The sequence below is a fragment of the Amycolatopsis sp. lyj-90 genome (assembly GCF_046549035.1).
Taxonomy (GTDB): domain Bacteria; phylum Actinomycetota; class Actinomycetes; order Mycobacteriales; family Pseudonocardiaceae; genus Amycolatopsis.
This window is the reverse complement of sequence record NZ_JAJPWP010000006.1, coordinates 57,408-73,384: the sequence shown is the minus strand read 5'-3', so window position 1 is coordinate 73,384 and position 15,977 is coordinate 57,408. Positions and strand designations below refer to the sequence as shown.

Genomic DNA, 15,977 nt, shown 5'->3' with positions numbered 1-15,977 from the left:
CGATGGTGGCTACCGTGACCGTGATCAGTGTCGAAGTCACTCCGAGTCCCGAACCCCTCCTTCCTCCTGCCCCGGCCGTACCCCGGTCCGCCCGCAGACTGGTCGTACTCGGCGATTCCACCGCCGTGGGCCTGGGTGACCCGCTGCCGGACAGAGGCGGCTGGCGCGGGGTCGGCCCGCTCGTCGCCGAGGCGCTGGGCGTCGAGCCGGACGGCTACCTGAACCCGTCGTTCGCCGGAGCGCGCATGGGGTGCGTGCTGACGAAGCAGCTTCCCGCGGCCGTGGCGCACCGGCCGGACGTCGCGCTGGTCGTGGCGGGGATGAACGACACGCTGCGGCCCGATTTCAGCGCCGAGCGGATCGCCGCGGACCTCACCGAAGTGATCCGCTCGCTGGCCGCCGTCGGCACCACCGTGGTGCCGGTGCGCTACCACGACCACGGCAAGGTGTTCCGCCTCCCGCAGTCGTTGCGGCGCGCGCTGAGCGAGCGGGTGGCCGAGCTGAACGCCGCCATCGCCGGTGTCGTCGAGCGCGAAGGTGTGCCGTGCCTCGACCTCGAACTGCTGCCCGGCGCCTACGACCTGACCGCGTGGAGCGTCGACCGGCTGCACCCGTCGGAACTCGGGCACCGGATGCTGGCGACCGGGTTCACCGAACGGCTGTCCGAAGCCGGGTTCGCGGTACCGCGTCCGGTCACCCTGACCTGCTCGGGAGGCGTGGAGCCGAGTACCGCCGGGCATGTCGGCTGGCTGGTGCTGAAGGGGGTGCCGTGGGTGTGGCGGCGGGGCCGCGAGTTCGTGCCGTACGCGGCCGTGATCATGTGGCACTCGTTCCGGGAGCGGCTGCGCTGACCTGTGGCCGGAACCGTCGGTGGCTACGGCTACCGTCGACACCGTGGCACAGGACGAACTCTTCACCGTGAACCCCGATCTCGGGCCTCCTCCGGAGGATGACGAGCCGAGGGAGGTCGCTGTACCGGCAGGCTCGCCGCTGGCCGTGCGCATGCGTCCGCGGACGCTCGGCGAGGTCGTCGGCCAGCAGCACCTGCTGCGTGAAGGCGCGCCGCTGCGGCGGCTCGTCGAGGGCGCGGCGCCCGCGTCCGTGCTGCTCTACGGTCCGCCGGGGACGGGCAAGACCACGCTGGCGAACCTCGTTTCGGCCGCGACCGGTCGCCGGTTCGTGGCGATGTCGGCGCTGTCGGCCGGGGTGAAGGAGGTGCGCGGGGTCATCGAAGAGGCCCGGCGACGCCGTAACTACAACGCCGAGAACACCGTCCTGTTCATCGACGAGGTCCACCGGTTCTCCAAGACGCAGCAGGACGCCCTGCTCGGCGCCGTCGAAGACCGGACGGTCCTGCTGGTGGCGGCCACCACGGAGAACCCCTCGTTCTCCGTCGTCGCCCCGCTGCTCTCGCGGTCGCTGGTGCTGCAGCTGCGGCCGCTGACCGACGACGACATCGTCGCCCTGATCGACCGCGCGCTGACCGACGAACGAGGTCTCGGCGGCGAACTCACCCTGACCGAAGAGGCGCGGGCGCATCTGGTGCGGCTGGCCACCGGCGACGCCCGGCGAGCGCTGACCGCGCTGGAAGCCGCCGCCGACGCCGCGAGCGCGACCGAGGCCAAGACGATCGACCTAGCCATCGTCGAGTCCACAGTGGACAAAGCGGCGGTACGGTACGACCGCGACGGCGATCAGCACTACGACGTCATCAGCGCGTTCATCAAGTCGATCCGCGGCTCCGACGTGGACGCCGCACTGCACTACCTGGCGCGGATGATCGAAGCGGGGGAGGACCCGCGGTTCCTGGCCCGCCGCCTGGTGGTGCACGCCAGCGAGGACATCGGCATGGCCGACCCGACGGCACTGCAGTCCGCCGTCGCGGCGGCGCACGCGGTGCAGTTCATCGGGATGCCGGAAGGCCGGCTCGCGCTGGCGCAGGCGACCGTGCACCTGGCGACGGCGCCGAAGTCGAACGCCATCGTCACCTCGATCGACGCGGCGCTGTCCGACGTCCGGTCCGGGCGGATCGGGACGGTGCCGCCGCACCTGCGGGACGGGCATTACGCGGGAGCGGAGAAGCTCGGCAACGCGAAGGGGTACCGGTATCCGCCCAACGCGCCGGAAGGTGTTCTGGCGCAACAGTATCCGCCGGACGAACTGGTCGGGCGGGACTACTACGAGCCGACGCAGCGAGGTGCGGAGCGCACGCTGCACGAGCGGGTTCCGAAGCTGCGGCGCACGATCCGGGGCGAACGTTCCTGAAGTGAGCTTCGGGTGGTGGTCCTCCTCGGACGGACTTGCGCTGGGGCGATCGGGCAAGTGAGGCGGGACTGTGTGGATTTTGGGACATCTGACGTCCCAAAATCCACACGGTTGAGCGTCCGGAGTCTTCCCCGCTCGGCCGGGCGCCCCGGAGTTTGGGCATGGCGAGGGGCCCGTCGCCGGTGTGGCTGGCGGGCTCCTCGGGTCACACAGTGCAGTTGCGTCGGGGTTTTCGTAGCGGGTCCAAGTACTGGGGTGGGATGAACTCCGGTAGCCCGTCAGGTGCCATCTGGACTTGCCAGTCGCCGTGGTGGATCAGGCGGTGGTGAAAACCGCACAGCAGGACCAAGTTCCGGAGATCTGTCGGTCCTCCGTCTGCCCAGTGGTGGATGTGGTGGGCGTGGCAGTTCTTCGGCTTGCGATGGCAGCCGGGGAATGCGCAGCCCCCGTCACGGATGTTCAAGGCACGGCGTTGGCCTGGGGTGACGAACCGTCGTAGCCGTCCCACGTCCAGCGGCTCACCCGCGGCGTTGAGCACGACCGGCAACATGAGGCAGTCGCAGGCCGCCATCCGCGCCTCGCGGGCGGTCATCGTCCCGACGAAATCGACACACGCGGTACCCAGTCCCGACTTCAGTTCGTCGAGGCCGATGGTGACGTGGATCAGGGTGCGGTAGCCGCTGGTCCCGGGCTGGTCCGGGCACGCGATCGCGAGGTCCACGAGCTCGGCCCAGGCGTCACCCTGGCGTTCGGCCTTGGTCCGCAGGTCCGCTTGGCCGAACTCGTCCATCGGGCGAGGCTTGGCGTAAGCCTCGAGTGTCGCGGCGGTCCGGGCGCCGGTCTCGTCGTCGAGGAGGCCTTTCAGTGTCCAGTAGCCGTCTTTGCGGCGTTCCAGGGTCAGCTCGCGGCGGGGTTGGGCGGGTTCGGGGTCTTTCGGTTCCTTGCCGTCGGGGTCGAGCCAGCCCAGCAGCTGGTCTCCGAGATCCGACACCTGCTGCGGTCCGGCTTTCCGGGCTAGGTCGGCGAGGGTTGTCTCCGCGTGCTCCCGATCCTCCACCGACACCCCGGCCGGGATCTTCCGCAGGATCTCCACGATCTGCTTGATCCGTTCCTCACCGATCACACCCTCCGCCGCCGCCACACTGGTAGCGGGCGCGAAAGCCGGGACCTCCGTTCCATCCAAGGCACGTGTGGGGTTCAGATCGAGAGCACGCTTCACATACGGCCGCGCTTCCCCCTGGCTCAGTCCGGCGATATCGGCGAACCACGCCAACGTTGTCCCATAACCGTATAAGTCTTTCGCGCCGCGAGAATCAATCTCCGCCAGATATCGCCCCAACCCGGCGGAAGCGACCCGCATCACCTGCAGGAACTGCTGCACGCCGTGGGCAAGCTCCAGCTTGCCAGCGCGCCACAACTCCTGCGGCAACTCGGGAACAAAGGTCTCGGACACCCCGCAATAATACCGCACATCTATCGAACAGGTGTTCGTAATTTTAAGCAACAAGGCAACCCGCACATTCACCACTGAGGGGTGATTTCAGCAGAAAACAACCGCTACCCGGCGCGACACCGAACGTCAGTCACTGCATTTAGTCGACTAAATGCGTCGGGTCGCCTGGTGTGACATTTGAACCGTTATCGTAAACGGCAAGACTCCTCCGTCTGTGACCCATCGTCGCCCCCGATGAATCCTGTAAAGGGTGATTGTGGTGGGAATTCATATGTGTTCACGTAACGGAGTCCTGTGATGCGAGTGGAGATTCGGGGTTCTGTTGAGAGGTAAGGAAATACGGCTCTCGTGAGGGGTAAAGACGGTTAGAACCGTCCTCTCCGCTCACGAGACTCGAAGCGGTAAGGGTCACCCTGGGCAACTGGACCGTGCCGTTCGCGAACCCCGCGCCCGCAGTCGACCTCTGGCGTATAACGGCCTACACGTGTCCGCATGGTGAGACTCGGTGCCATATCGTGGACGAGCGACATACAGTCCGGGACATGTCGCCGAGAACCCTCCTGCGGGCCGTCATGGCCGTTTCCGCCGTCGCGCTCCTCGCCGCGTGCAACGCCTCGGCCAAGGACCCGGCCGCCCGGAACGCGGCCGGGCCCGCGCTGGTCCTGATCACGCCGAGCCCGGTCGGGGTCAACGACTTCCTCAAGCTCGCGGTCCAGGGCATCGAGGACTCAGCCAAGAAGCACAACGGGACGCAGAAAGTGTTCCAGAGCACCGATCCGGCGTCGATCCAGCAGAACCTCGCGGCCGCGGTGCGCGAGAAGCCCGCCGTGATCGTCGCCGTCGGCTTCAACTTCGCCGACGCGATCGCGGCCGAGGCCGAGCGCAACCCGGAGCAGAAGTTCCTGTTCGTGGACTCCTGCACCACCAAGCCGTTCCCGAACGTCACCTGCGCGGTGTTCCGTGAGCACGAGGGCTCCTACCTCGCCGGTGCCGAAGCCGGGCTGCTGAGCAAGTCCGGCAAGGTCGGCGCGGTCGTCGTGCTCGACGCGCCCCAGTTCCACCGCTACTCGATCCCGTTCGGGAAGGGCGCGGAGAAGGCCAAGCCCGGCACCACGCTGGCCCCGTTGTATATCGGCGGCGCGAACCCGTTCAACGATCCCGCCCGCGCGAAGGCGCTGGCCACCACCCTCTCGGGCCAGGGCGTCGACCACGTTATGGGTGCGGCCTCCGCGGCGGGCAACCTCGGGGTCTTCGAGGCGGCCAAGCAGGGCGGCTTCTTCGCGTTCGGCGTCGACGCCAACCAGTGCCCGGCCAGTCCCGGGCAGGTCGTGGACAACGTCATCAAGCGCACCAACGTCGTCATCGGCGACGGGGTCGAGGCGATCCTCGGCGGCAAGGCGGGCGAGGTGAAGTCCTACGGCCTCAAGGAGAAGGGCATCTCCCTGACCGGGCTCGAGCCGGATGCCTCGACGTCTCAGTGCGTCGTCGCGAACCGCCCCGACGTGCTGTCGAAGGTCGGCGAGCTGCGGGACCAGATCATCTCGGGCGCGATCGTCGTCGATGACCCCGCCAAATCCTGACGCCGTCTCACTCCGGGGGATCGTCAAGCGGTTCCCCGGAGTGCTCGCGAACGACCACGTGGACCTCGACGTCGGCGCGGGCGAGATCCACGCGCTGATGGGCGAGAACGGCGCGGGCAAGTCGACGCTCATGTCCGTGCTCTACGGTCTCCACCGGCCCGACGAGGGCACGATCTCCTTGCACGGCGAGGAAGTCTCCTTCGGCTCGCCCGCGCAGGCCATCGACGTCGGTGTCGGCATGGTGCAGCAGGGGTTCGCGTTGTTCGGCGAACTCACCGTCACCGAGAACGTCGTGTTCGGGAGCGAACCCACCCGCCGCGGCTTGCTTGACCGCAAGGCGGCGACGGCCCGCGTCACCGCGCTGATCGAACGGCACGAACTGCGTCTCCGGCTCGGTGACCGCGTCCGCGACCTGCCCGTCGGGCTCCGGCAGCGCGTCGAGATCCTCAAACTCCTCTATCGCGAGGCCGACGTCCTGATCCTCGACGAGCCCACCGCGGTGCTGACCCCGCCCGAAACCGAGCGGCTGTTCGGCGTCCTGCGCGCGCTCGCCGGGGAAGGCCGCACGATCCTGTTGGTGTCGCACAAACTCCAGGAGGTCCTCGCCGTCAGTGACCACGTCACGGTGCTGCGGGACGGCCGTGTCAGCGCTCGCGGGCGCACGGCGGACCAGACCGCCGCCGGGCTCGCCGCGGCGATGACCGGACGTGAGGTCGACCTCGACCGGATCCATCCGGCCGGGACGCCCGGTGACGCCGTTCTCGAAGCCCGTTCCCTGACCGTTCCCGGTACGGAAGGAAAGCCGTTGCTCGACAACGTGTCCCTGACCGTGCGCGCCGGCGAGATCGTCGGCGTCGCCGGGGTCGCGGGCAACGGCCAGGCCGAACTGTCCGGCGCGATCACCGGCCTCCTGAAGACCGGCGGCGAGATCGTCCTCAAAGGACAGAGCCTCGACGGCCTTTCGGTGCGCGCGAGGAGGGACGCCGGGCTCGCCCACGTGCCGGAAGACCGCGCCGAGGTCGGCTCGGCGCCCACGGCGAGCCTCCGGGAGAACCTGGCCGTAGGCTTCCACCGCAAGCTGCCCTTGGTACGCAAGGGATTTCTGCGCCGCAAGGCGATCGACGACCACGCGTCGGCGATCACCGAGGCTTACGACGTCCGCGGCGCCGGTCCCGCCGCCGCGATGGGCACGCTGTCCGGCGGCAACCAGCAGAAGGCGATCTTCGGCCGCGAACTCACCCACGACGCGCCGTTCCTGCTGGTCGAGCAACCCACCCGCGGGGTCGACGTCGGCGCGATCGAGAACATCCACGCCCGGCTCGTCGCCCACCGCGACGCCGGGCACGCCGTCCTGCTGATCTCCGCCGAGCTCAGCGAGGTCCTCGCGCTGTCCGACCGCGTGCTGGTGCTGTTCGAAGGCCGGATCGTCGCGGAGTTCACCAAGGACGAAGCCGATCAGCACACGGTCGGCCTGGCGATGGCCGGAGGTGCCGGATGACCCGCGTCCGCCTCATCGCCGTGCCGGTCGTCGCGGCACTCGTGCTCGGCGCGATCCTGTTGCTGGCCACCGGAACCGACCCGCTGGCCGCCTACGGCGCGATCGTCTCGGGTGCTTTCGGTCCCGACGGCATCGGCGACACCCTCGCCTATGCCGTCCCCGTCGCGGGGATGGCGACCGCGCTCGCGATCCCGCTCCGCGCGGGCATGGTCAATCTCGGCGGTGAGGGACAACTGGTGCTCGGCGCGATCAGCGCGCTCGCAGTCGGCCTGTACGTGCCTGGTCCAGGTCCGGTCAAGGTCGTCTTGGCACTGCTCGCGGGCGTTCTCGCCGGAGCCGCGTACGCCGCGCTGGCCGCGGTCTGCGAGAACCGCCTGGGTGTCCCGTTGCTGATCAGCACGCTGCTGTTGAGCTATCCGGCGATGTCGCTGGCCGGCTATCTGGTGCGGTTCCCGTTGAAGGACGCGGGCTCCAGCCTGCCGCAGAGCCCCCAGCTGCCTGAAGGCACGCGACTGCCCGAACTCGACGGCGTGACGACCGGGATCTTCCTGGTGGTGGCGGTGATCGCGGTCTACGCGGTGATCGACGCCCGCACGCCCGCCGGTTTCGAAACGAAGGTGACCGGCTGGGCACCGCGGTTCGCCGAGTACGCCGGGATCGACCGGCCGAAGCTCACGGTGCGGCTGCTGGCCGCGTCGGGCGGGACCGCCGGGCTGGTCGGCGCGATCGCCGTCCTCGGCTTCCCGTACCGGTTCATCGACGGCGCGCTGATCACACCGCAGTACACCTGGATCGGCCTGCTCGCGGCGCTGCTCGCCGGGGCGAGCCCGCTCGGGACGCTGCTCGCGGCGGTCTTCTTCGCGGCGCTGACCAGCGGCGGGTTCGCCATGGAACGCGCCACCCAGGTCCCGCGCGAGCTGACCGCGGTCCTGCAGGCGGTGCTGATCATCTTCCTCGCGGCCACCTCCGGGGTCTTCAAGCGGAAGGCGGGGCGGGCATGATCGACGCGAGCCTGTTCTCCTCGGCGCTCACCGCGCTGACACCCATCCTGTTCGCCGCGCTCGCGGGCGCGCTATGCCAGCGGGCGGGCGTCTTCAACATCTCCCTCGAAGGCTCGCTCCTGGTCGGCTGCTTCGGCGCCGTCGCGGGGAGCTGGTACACCGGCAGCGTGTGGATCGGCGTCGTCGTGGCGGTGATCGCGGCGACGGCGTACTCGCTGATCCTCGCGATCGGGTCGATCACCTTTGACGGCGATCCGATCGTGCTGGGCGTCGCGAGCAATCTGCTCGCGGTCGGACTGACCAGCTTCCTCATCCGGACGGTGTTCGGCACCGAGGGCTCGTTCAGTGACCCCACGTTGCAGGGCCTCGGCCAGTTCGGCCCGATTCCCGGGCAGTCGCTGCTGGTCTACCTGTCCTGGCTGGCCGTGCCCGCGCTCGCGGTGCTGCTGTACCGGCATCCGTGGGGCCTGCGGCTGCGCGGGGTCGGCGAACGTCCGGAGGCCGCGTCCAGCCTCGGCGTCAACGTGACCAAGTCCCGCTACGGAGTGATCCTGGCCGGGGGAGCGCTGTGTGGTCTCGGCGGCGCGCAACTGGCGCTGGGCTCGGTGACGTTGTTCGCCGAGAACATGACCGCCGGACGCGGCTGGATCGCCGTCGTCGCGGTCATGCTCGGCCGCGCGCATCCGCTCGGGGTGCTCCTCGCGGCGCTGCTGTTCGGCCTCGCGGAAGCGTTCGGTTTCCGGCTCCAGGGCATCGGCCTTCCGCAGCAGGCCACCGACGCCGCCCCGTATGTCGTCACGCTGGTGGCGCTGTTCCTGTCCAACCTCAAGCGGAAGAAGGGACAGCCCGCGTGAGCGACGTCCTGCCCATCACCAAGATCCCCCGGCACGGACTGCCGCCGCGCGCCGTCGTCGTCGGCGACCCGGACCGCGCGACCGCGGTGGCCGAAACGCTGGAAGACGCCCTCCTCGTCGGCCAGAACCGCGAGTACCGCAGCTACACCGGCACCTGGAAGGGCGTCCCGGTGGTCGTGTCCTCGCACGGCGTCGGTGGGCCCGGAGCGCTGTGCCAGTTCGGCGAGCTGGCCGAGGCCGGTGTCCGTACCTTCATCCGGCTCGGCACCGCCGGTTCGCTGGCCGACGGGATCACCGACGGCGACCTCGTCATCGCCGAGGCGGCGGTCCGCGACGACGGTGTCACCCAGCAGCTGATCCATCCGGAGTACCCGGCCTTCGCCACTCCGGAGGCCGTCGTGGCGCTGAGCCGCGCCGCTCCGGAGGCGCATCGCGGCGTGGTGTGGACGCGGGCCGCGTTCAGCCCGCTGGTGCTCACCCTCCCGATGGCCGATTACCTCGCGGCGCGGGTCGTCGCCATTGAGATGGAACTCTCCACGCTGCTGGTCTTCGCGGCATTGCGCGGCCTGCGGGCCGGTGGTGTGCTCGTGATCGACGGCGACGCGCGGCCCGAGCACCCCGACCCGTCGGCCTACGACCCGCATCGCGACGTCGTGGCCGAAGGGGTGGCGAGGGCGACCCGCGTGGCCCTCGACGCGGTGGTCGAGTTGGAAGGGGCGGAATGACCGAAGTGTGGCGAAAAGCGGCTCACGAGCTGGCGAGCACCCTGGCGGCGGACGCCGCCGAGCGCGACCTCGCCGGACGGCTCCCGGTCCAGGAGGTCGCCCTGCTGCGCGAGTCCGGGCTCCTGCCCCTGCTCGACACCGCCGGCTGGGCGGCCGCGAACCAGGCCACCCGGATCGTGTCCGCCGCGGACGCGTCGGTCGGGCATCTGCTCGGCTACCACTACCTGCAGCTGTGGCGCACCGGCCTGTTCGGGCCGCGCGCCGCGAGCGAACCGGGCTGGTTCTGGGCGGGCGTGAGCAACCCGCTCGACTCCATCCTGTTGCTGACCCCGGTGGACGGCGGGTTCACCGTCGAGGGCACGAAGACCTTCGCCACCGGCGCGGCCGTCGCCGATCGCCTGGTGGTCAGCGCGACGAGGACCGACAACGGCGACAAGCTCACGTTCGTCGTCGACGCGCGGGCCGACGGGATCACCTTCCCCGGTGACTGGGACAACATCGGCCAGCGGCTCACCGCGAGCGGCGCGGTGCGGTTCGAGGCCGTCCGGATCGCCGAGGACGACGTGCTCGGTGCCCAGCCGGAGGACCAGTCGGATCCGAAGGTGCCCCGCATCTCCCTGGCGGCGATCGGGTTCCAGCTCATGCTGGCGCAGGTCTACGTCGGCCTCGCGTCCGGCGCGCTCGACGCGGCCGCGGTCTACACGCGCGAGACCGCGCGGGCCTGGACACTGTCCGATGTAGACAAAGCGACGCAGGATCCGTACACCCTGGCCGGATACGGCGAACTGGCCGCGACGGCGCGGGCGGCCGGATTCGCCGTCGACGCGGCGGTTTCCGCCCTTGGCGAGGCCGACGAACGCGGCTTCGACCTGACCCCGGCCGAGCGTGCGGAAGCGGCGATCGCCATCTCGTCGGCGAAGATCGTGGCCAGCCGGGCGGCCGTCGAGACGACGAGCAAGGTCTTCGAGTTCACCGGTGCGCGGGCGACGGCGACCAAGTACGGCTTCGACCGCTTCTGGCGCAACGCCCGCACGCTGACCTTGCACGATCCGGTGACCTACAAGGCGCGCGAGGTCGGCGACCACTTCCTCAACGGCATCCCGCCGTGTCTTTCGGGGTACAGCTGATGACGCTGCCGATCCTCGCCGAAAGCGTCCGCCTCGAAGACGACGGCGTGCACATCCTCGACCGGCGCGTCTTCCCGTTCGCGCGGGAGTGGGTGCTGTGCCGGACTTCGGAAGAGGTCGCGGTGGCCATCGAGGACATGGTCACCCAGTCGTCCGGACCGTACTTCGCCGCACTGGGAGCGATGGTGCTCGGCGCGCGCGAGGCGGCGGGGCACGCGCCTGCCGAAGCCCGCGCGTACCTGGAGCGCGTGGGGGAGCGGATCATCGCGACCCGCAAGACGAACAACCACCTCCGCAAAGCCGTCGCCGCCGTACTGTCCGAAGTGGACAAGTCGACCGGGGACCTGGTCGAGGCCGCCACCGCCGGGGCGCGATCGGGCGACGAGTTGTACCGGTCGCGCAGCCGCGCGCTGGGCGAGCACACGGCGGCGCTGGTCCCGGACGGGGCGACCGTGCTCACGCACTGCTGGGCGGATCTCTACCTGATCGAGCTGGTGCTGGCCGCGCGACGGCGGGGCAAGGAATTCTCCTTCCTCTGCACGGAAACCCGGCCGTACCTGCAGGGCGCGCGGCTGACCGCCGAGACGCTCGTCGAGATGGGCGCCGACACCCGGCTGATCACCGACGGGATGGGTGCGGCCGTACTGTCCTCGGGTGAGGTCGGCGCGCTGGTGACCGCCGCCGACCGGGTCACCATGGACGGTCACGTCGTCAACAAGATCGGCACGCTGGGGCTCGCGGTGGCGGCCGAAGCGTTCGGCGTGCCGTTCCACGCGATGGTCCAGGCGCCGGACCAGGCCGCGCCGACCGGTGCCGACGTGCCGATCGAATACCGCGACGGCGACGAGGTGCTGAGCGCGCTCGGGCACCGTGTCGCCGGCGAACGCGTCCGTGGGCACTATCCGGCCTTCGATGTGACACCACCGCGTTTCGTGACCAAGGTGGTGACCGACCGCGGGGCCCTCGCACCAGAACGGCTCCGTGAGTACTACGCAGAAGGGGAAGCGAACCAGTGACCGCAACGCTGACCGCCCGATGGGTGGTCCTCGACATCGAGGGCACGCTGACGGCCACCAGCTACGTGCACGTGACCCTCTACGACTACGCGCGCCCGCGGCTGGGCCCGTGGATCGACCAGCATCCGGACGACCCCGAGGTCGCCGGCGCCGTCGCGCGGATCAAGGAACTCGGCGGGCTCCCGGCGGACGCGTCCACAGTGGACGTCGTGGGGGTGCTGCACGGCTGGATGGACGCGGACCAGAAGATCGCGCCGCTGAAGACGTTGCAGGGCCTCATCTGGCAGCGCGGGTACGCCGACGGCGACCTGACGACGGAGTTCTTCGGCGACGTCGCCCCGGCCCTGCGGTCGTGGCACGAGTCCGGGCTGCGGCTCGCGGTGTTCTCGTCCGGCTCGGTCGCCGGGCAGGTCGCGTCGTTCTCGCGGACCACCGACGGCGACGTCACCGGCCTGTTCGAGAAGCATTTCGACACGGTGAACGCCGGGCCGAAGCGCGAGGCGCCATCGTATCGCGCGATCGCCTCCGCGCTGAGGGGCGAGCCGGGTGACGTCGTGTTCTTCTCCGACGTCCCGGCCGAACTCGACGGGGCCGCCGCCGACGGCTGGCAGACCGTCGGGCTGGCACGTGCCGGTGAGCCGTTCGGTGACGCGGATTTCGGGGCACACCGGACGATCCGGACGTTCGACGAGGTGAAGGTCGTTCCTCGATGAGTCTCCTCGAACTCGCCGGTCGTGCGCTGGCGGAGGAGTCCGCCCGGTTCGCCGGGCTGGGCTGGATGCGGGGCACGTCCGGGAACCTGTCGGTGGTGCTGGGCCGCGATCCGCTGCGCGTCGCCGTCACCGTCAGCGGACGGGACAAAGGCGAGCTGACCAGCGACGACGTCGTGGTGGTCGGCGAAGACGGGCTGGCCGTGGCCGAGCAGCCGCATCCGGACAAGGTCCCCTCGGCCGAAGCGGGCCTGCACGCCCGGATCGCGGCGGTGTCGGGCGCGGGTGCGGTGATCCACGTGCACGCGCTCGCGCCGGTCGTGGCCGCCGAGCACTGGCCGGACGGCGTCGAACTCCGCGACCTGGAGATGCTCAAGGGCTTCGGCCGCGCCGCCCACGACGACCTGGTGACGATCCCGGTGATCGCCAACGGCCAGGACATGCGCGTCCTCGGCGACGCGTTCGAGGCGGGGTTCCGGGCGGACACACCGGCGGTGATCGTCGCGCGGCACGGGATCTACGTCTGGGGTGACGACCTGCGCCACGCGCGTCATCGCCTGGAATGTTTGGAGTGGTTGCTCCGGTTCCGGGTAGAGACGAGACTCGTCAGTGAGGAAAGGGGAGCGCGATGACGCTGCTGACCGTGTGGCCGGACGACCGGCCCGACGAGATCGCGCTCAGGACCGAGGACCCGGCCGTGATCACCGCGGAACTGGGACGGCTCGGTGTCCGGTTCGACCGGTGGGAACTCGTCGCGGACCTGCCGCGCGAAATGACGCCGGAGCAGGTGCTGGCCGCTTACGAGGAGCCGATCGGCAAGGTCTCGGCGGCGGAGGGCTACACCTTCGTCGACGCCGTCCGCATGACCCCGTCCGACGAGCCCGGCTGGGCGGCCGAGGCCGCCGAAGCCCGGCAGAAGTTCCTCGCCGAGCACACCCACGACGATGATGAAGACCGCTTCTTCGCCCGGGGGTCCGGCGTGTTCTACCTGCATGTCGGCGGGCGGGTGTACGCGGTGCTGTGCGAGGCGGGGGACCTGCTGAGCGTGCCCGCGAACACCACGCACTGGTTCGACATGGGGACGCGGCCCGACTACGTGTCGATCCGGTTCTTCCACGACGACGGCGGGTGGGTCGGCGACTTCACCGGCGCCACCCTGGCGGGGGACTTCCCGGACTTCGACACCTTGACCGCCGGGCGTCACTGACCTCCGCCGCAAGTAGTCCTCTACTCGCGTGACATGAAAGGCCCGTTACTTGCAAAATTTGCAAGTAACGGGCCTTTCATAGCGCGCTGCCGGGGTCTGTCAGGCGGGGGTCCACAGGGCAGGCACGTTCGGCGGCTCCCAGCCGGGCAGGGACCGGTGGCCCTGACGGCAGACGTACGCCGCGCCGTTGTGGGTCACCCGGGCACCGGTGGCGTAGTCGGTGTTCGGTTTCCAGGCGTCCGACGGGACCGAGGTGGTGGTCGACGTCGGCGTGGTGGTGGTCGTCCGGGTCGTCGTCGGACTGGTCGTGGTGGTGGGGGTCGTGGTCGTCGTTCCGGTGGTCGTGGTGGGTGTGGTGGTGGTCGTCGGCGGTGCGCCGCCGCCGCGCGGGTGATCCGACGCGATCGCGTAGGTCGTCCCGCCGAAGGTGAAGGTGAAGTTCGACGGCGACGCGATCGGCATGTAGTAGTTCAGCCGGATCTCGACCGTGGCTCCCGGCGCGATGGTCTGCCAGGTCGGCACGGTCACCGCGACGTGCTGGAAGTCGCCCTTCATGCCACCGACGTTGGGCCCGCTATGGCCCTTGCTCGTGACCGTCAGGCCGAAGCCGGACTGGTCGGACATGCTGCCGGGCGCGCTCGTGCCGTAGTCGAACTCGATCTTCGTGCCACCGGGGATGGTGGTGGTCGAATTGTTGGCGATGCGCATCCGCGGGGTGATCGGGTAGTTCGCGTCGCCCAGCGCGAAGCCGGTCAGGTTGACGTTCGCGTTCAGCACCGACGACGGCGCGGGGCGCGACGACTTCGTGTTGCCGTACGGGGCGGCACCGCGCAGGCCGTCGTTGATCTTCGTGATCAGCGTGTCGCCCATGAAGTACTGGCCCTTGGCTTCGTCGAAGGCGTAGTCGCCGGCCAGTTCCCAGATCATGATGCCGCCGATGCCCTTGTCGGCCACGTACTTGGCCTTCGTGGCGAGCGACTGTTCGTCCTCAGTGGACAGGAACACCTTCTTGTCGTTGTTCCACAGCCACGGCGTCACCATGGTGTTGTCGTAGTGCCGGTTGTAGGTACCGGAAACCCGGTCCGTCGGGTCGGTCTTGGGCGTGAGCCCGTACGCCTCCAGGTAGTCCGGGGTGATCTCGTTCTCGAGGTTCTTGGCGTGCCACATCGGGTTCGCTCCCGCGGGCACCTCGCCGCCCGCCAGCCCGAGGTCGTGCCACAGGTTGTCGATACCGATCGCGCCGTTACCGCAGGGCACCGTCGAGCCGACCTGGGATCCGGTGCCCGGTGGACACTGTTTCTGATCCGGCAGTGGAGCCTTGCCCCACAATCCGTTCGTCCCACCGCTCACTCCTTGCCAGCCGCGCGTGTAGAAGCCGACGCCGATGTTGATCCGGCCGGCCTGCATCGCGCCTCGGAAGTAGTGATAGGCCCAGTCGGTGTTGAGATAGCCCTGCCCGTCGTACTGCGGTGTCGTGTACACCTGCCAGTGCGCGAGTTCCGCGTCGTTCCCGGCGTCGTAGAGCGCCGCGTTCGGCCCGGCGAACTGGTTCCACGCGCCGTGCAGGTCGTAACTCATCATGTTGGCGTAGTCGAGATACCGCGTGACGCCATAGACTTCCTGACCGCGCAGCAGCCAGCCGGACGCGGGCACGGCCGCGGTCAGCAGGTAGTGCTTGCCGTCGGCGGCACCGGCCCTGTCGATCTTCTCGCGCAGCGTGCGCATCAGGTTCTCGTAGCCCGCCCACAGGGTGCCGCGGTTGGACTGCGCGATCCAGTAGTCGTCCGGGTTTCCGGCGTAGCTGGCCGACGTCGCGTACTCGTAGTCGATGTCGGCGCCGTTGAATCCGTAGTCGCGCAGGAACTTCACGACGGAATCCGCGAAGACGTCAATGCTCGCTTGGCTTTGCGTCATCTTGTAGAACCCGCCCGACGCGTTGCGCGTGCCGTCCGGGTTGAGGAAGCCGCCCGTCTCGGCCCAGCCGCCGATCGAGATCAGCGACTTCACGTTCGGGTTCTGCTTCTTGTACTTGGTCAGCAGATTGAAATGTCCCTTGTAGGGCAACGATGGATCCATCTCGGCGCCCGGGATGTCCGGCCATTCCATGCCGATGGCCTCGTTGTTCGCGCCCGGGTTGCCGACCGAAACCTTGTTCTGCGCGTCGACGTGGGCGAACGCGTAGTTGAGGTGGGTCACCTTCGACCACGGGATGTTGTTGACCAGATAGGAGGGCGAACCGTTCTTGCCGGTGCGCCAGCTGGTGAAGTAGCCGATCACGCGGCGGGAATGGTCCGCTCCCAGTGATTCCCGGCCGTTCGTGTCGTAGACGGTGCAGTAGGGGGTGTCGACGCCCGGTGTCCGGTACAGCCCGTCGGGGCGGCAGTCTTCGTGGCCTGCCGCGCTCGACGTGGACGGGGAGATGACGACGATCATGAGTCCGGCCAGCGCGATGAGCGACGCCAGCAGGGGGAGTAGTTTCCTGGTTCTCCTTGGCACGCCGAACCTCCGACAGTGGAAGATGGCCCTCGGTCACTGCAGCTT

General features: G+C 69.3%; 14 protein-coding genes. 12 read left to right on the top strand and 2 right to left on the bottom strand.

The genetic code is table 11. From position 1 onward, the window contains the following. Positions 1-2: 2 nt before the first annotated feature. Both ACLJPX_RS23530 and ACLJPX_RS23525 read left to right on the top strand, forming a co-directional pair. Entirely contained in the window at positions 3-851 is an 849-nt protein-coding gene (locus ACLJPX_RS23530) for an SGNH/GDSL hydrolase family protein (protein WP_410601986.1), read from the top strand. 43 nt (positions 852-894) lie between these two features. Further along, the gene (locus tag ACLJPX_RS23525; protein ID WP_410601985.1) at positions 895-2,265 is read left to right on the top strand and encodes a replication-associated recombination protein A; all 1,371 of its coding nucleotides are present in this window, start codon (positions 895-897) and stop codon (positions 2,263-2,265) included. 205 nt (positions 2,266-2,470) lie between these two features. On the opposite strand, the gene ACLJPX_RS23520 is transcribed toward ACLJPX_RS23525, so the two are convergent. Continuing rightward, positions 2,471-3,718 carry a DUF222 domain-containing protein gene (locus ACLJPX_RS23520; protein WP_410601984.1) on the bottom strand — a complete coding sequence of 416 codons (1,248 nt, stop codon included), beginning with the start codon at positions 3,716-3,718 and terminating at the stop codon, positions 2,471-2,473. Between the two features lie 542 nt (positions 3,719-4,260). On the opposite strand from ACLJPX_RS23520, the gene ACLJPX_RS23515 reads away from it, so the two are divergent. Genes ACLJPX_RS23515 through ACLJPX_RS23470 form a run of 10 tightly spaced genes read left to right on the top strand, consistent with a single transcriptional unit; the run spans position 4,261 to position 13,436 of the window. After that, positions 4,261-5,298, top strand: a complete 1,038-nt coding sequence (locus ACLJPX_RS23515) for a BMP family ABC transporter substrate-binding protein (RefSeq protein WP_410601983.1) — start codon at positions 4,261-4,263, stop codon at positions 5,296-5,298. Further along, a complete protein-coding gene (locus ACLJPX_RS23510; RefSeq protein ID WP_410601982.1) occupies positions 5,279-6,796 on the top strand; it encodes an ABC transporter ATP-binding protein in 1,518 nt (505 codons plus the stop codon). The genes ACLJPX_RS23515 and ACLJPX_RS23510 overlap by 20 nt, the downstream gene beginning before the upstream one ends. Then, positions 6,793-7,797 (top strand): ABC transporter permease, encoded by a 1,005-nt coding sequence (locus ACLJPX_RS23505; RefSeq protein ID WP_410601980.1) that lies wholly within the window; start codon positions 6,793-6,795, stop codon positions 7,795-7,797. The genes ACLJPX_RS23510 and ACLJPX_RS23505 overlap by 4 nt, the downstream gene beginning before the upstream one ends. Next, complete coding sequence (locus tag ACLJPX_RS23500; protein WP_410601979.1) at positions 7,794-8,651, top strand: ABC transporter permease; 858 nt, start codon at positions 7,794-7,796, stop codon at positions 8,649-8,651. Before ACLJPX_RS23505 ends, ACLJPX_RS23500 begins: the two co-directional genes overlap by 4 nt. Further along, the gene (locus ACLJPX_RS23495; protein ID WP_410601978.1) at positions 8,648-9,376 is read left to right on the top strand and encodes a nucleoside phosphorylase; all 729 of its coding nucleotides are present in this window, start codon (positions 8,648-8,650) and stop codon (positions 9,374-9,376) included. Before ACLJPX_RS23500 ends, ACLJPX_RS23495 begins: the two co-directional genes overlap by 4 nt. Continuing rightward, complete coding sequence (locus ACLJPX_RS23490; protein WP_410601977.1) at positions 9,373-10,503, top strand: acyl-CoA dehydrogenase family protein; 1,131 nt, start codon at positions 9,373-9,375, stop codon at positions 10,501-10,503. Before ACLJPX_RS23495 ends, ACLJPX_RS23490 begins: the two co-directional genes overlap by 4 nt. Continuing rightward, on the top strand, positions 10,503-11,519 hold the full coding sequence (locus tag ACLJPX_RS23485) for a methylthioribose-1-phosphate isomerase (RefSeq protein ID WP_410601976.1): 1,017 nt from the start codon (positions 10,503-10,505) through the stop codon (positions 11,517-11,519). The genes ACLJPX_RS23490 and ACLJPX_RS23485 overlap by 1 nt, the downstream gene beginning before the upstream one ends. Beyond that, positions 11,516-12,232: an acireductone synthase gene (gene mtnC / locus ACLJPX_RS23480; protein ID WP_410601974.1), complete on the top strand. Its 717-nt coding sequence runs from the start codon at positions 11,516-11,518 to the stop codon at positions 12,230-12,232. The genes ACLJPX_RS23485 and mtnC overlap by 4 nt, the downstream gene beginning before the upstream one ends. Then, complete coding sequence (gene mtnB, locus ACLJPX_RS23475) at positions 12,229-12,861, top strand: methylthioribulose 1-phosphate dehydratase (RefSeq protein ID WP_101606698.1); 633 nt, start codon at positions 12,229-12,231, stop codon at positions 12,859-12,861. Before mtnC ends, mtnB begins: the two co-directional genes overlap by 4 nt. Then, complete coding sequence (locus tag ACLJPX_RS23470) at positions 12,858-13,436, top strand: 1,2-dihydroxy-3-keto-5-methylthiopentene dioxygenase (RefSeq protein WP_410601972.1); 579 nt, start codon at positions 12,858-12,860, stop codon at positions 13,434-13,436. The genes mtnB and ACLJPX_RS23470 overlap by 4 nt, the downstream gene beginning before the upstream one ends. 99 nt (positions 13,437-13,535) lie before the next feature. On the opposite strand, the gene ACLJPX_RS23465 is transcribed toward ACLJPX_RS23470, so the two are convergent. Continuing rightward, a complete protein-coding gene (locus ACLJPX_RS23465) occupies positions 13,536-15,932 on the bottom strand; it encodes a chitinase C-terminal domain-containing protein (protein ID WP_410601971.1) in 2,397 nt (798 codons plus the stop codon). Between the last annotated feature and the right edge of the window lie 45 nt (positions 15,933-15,977).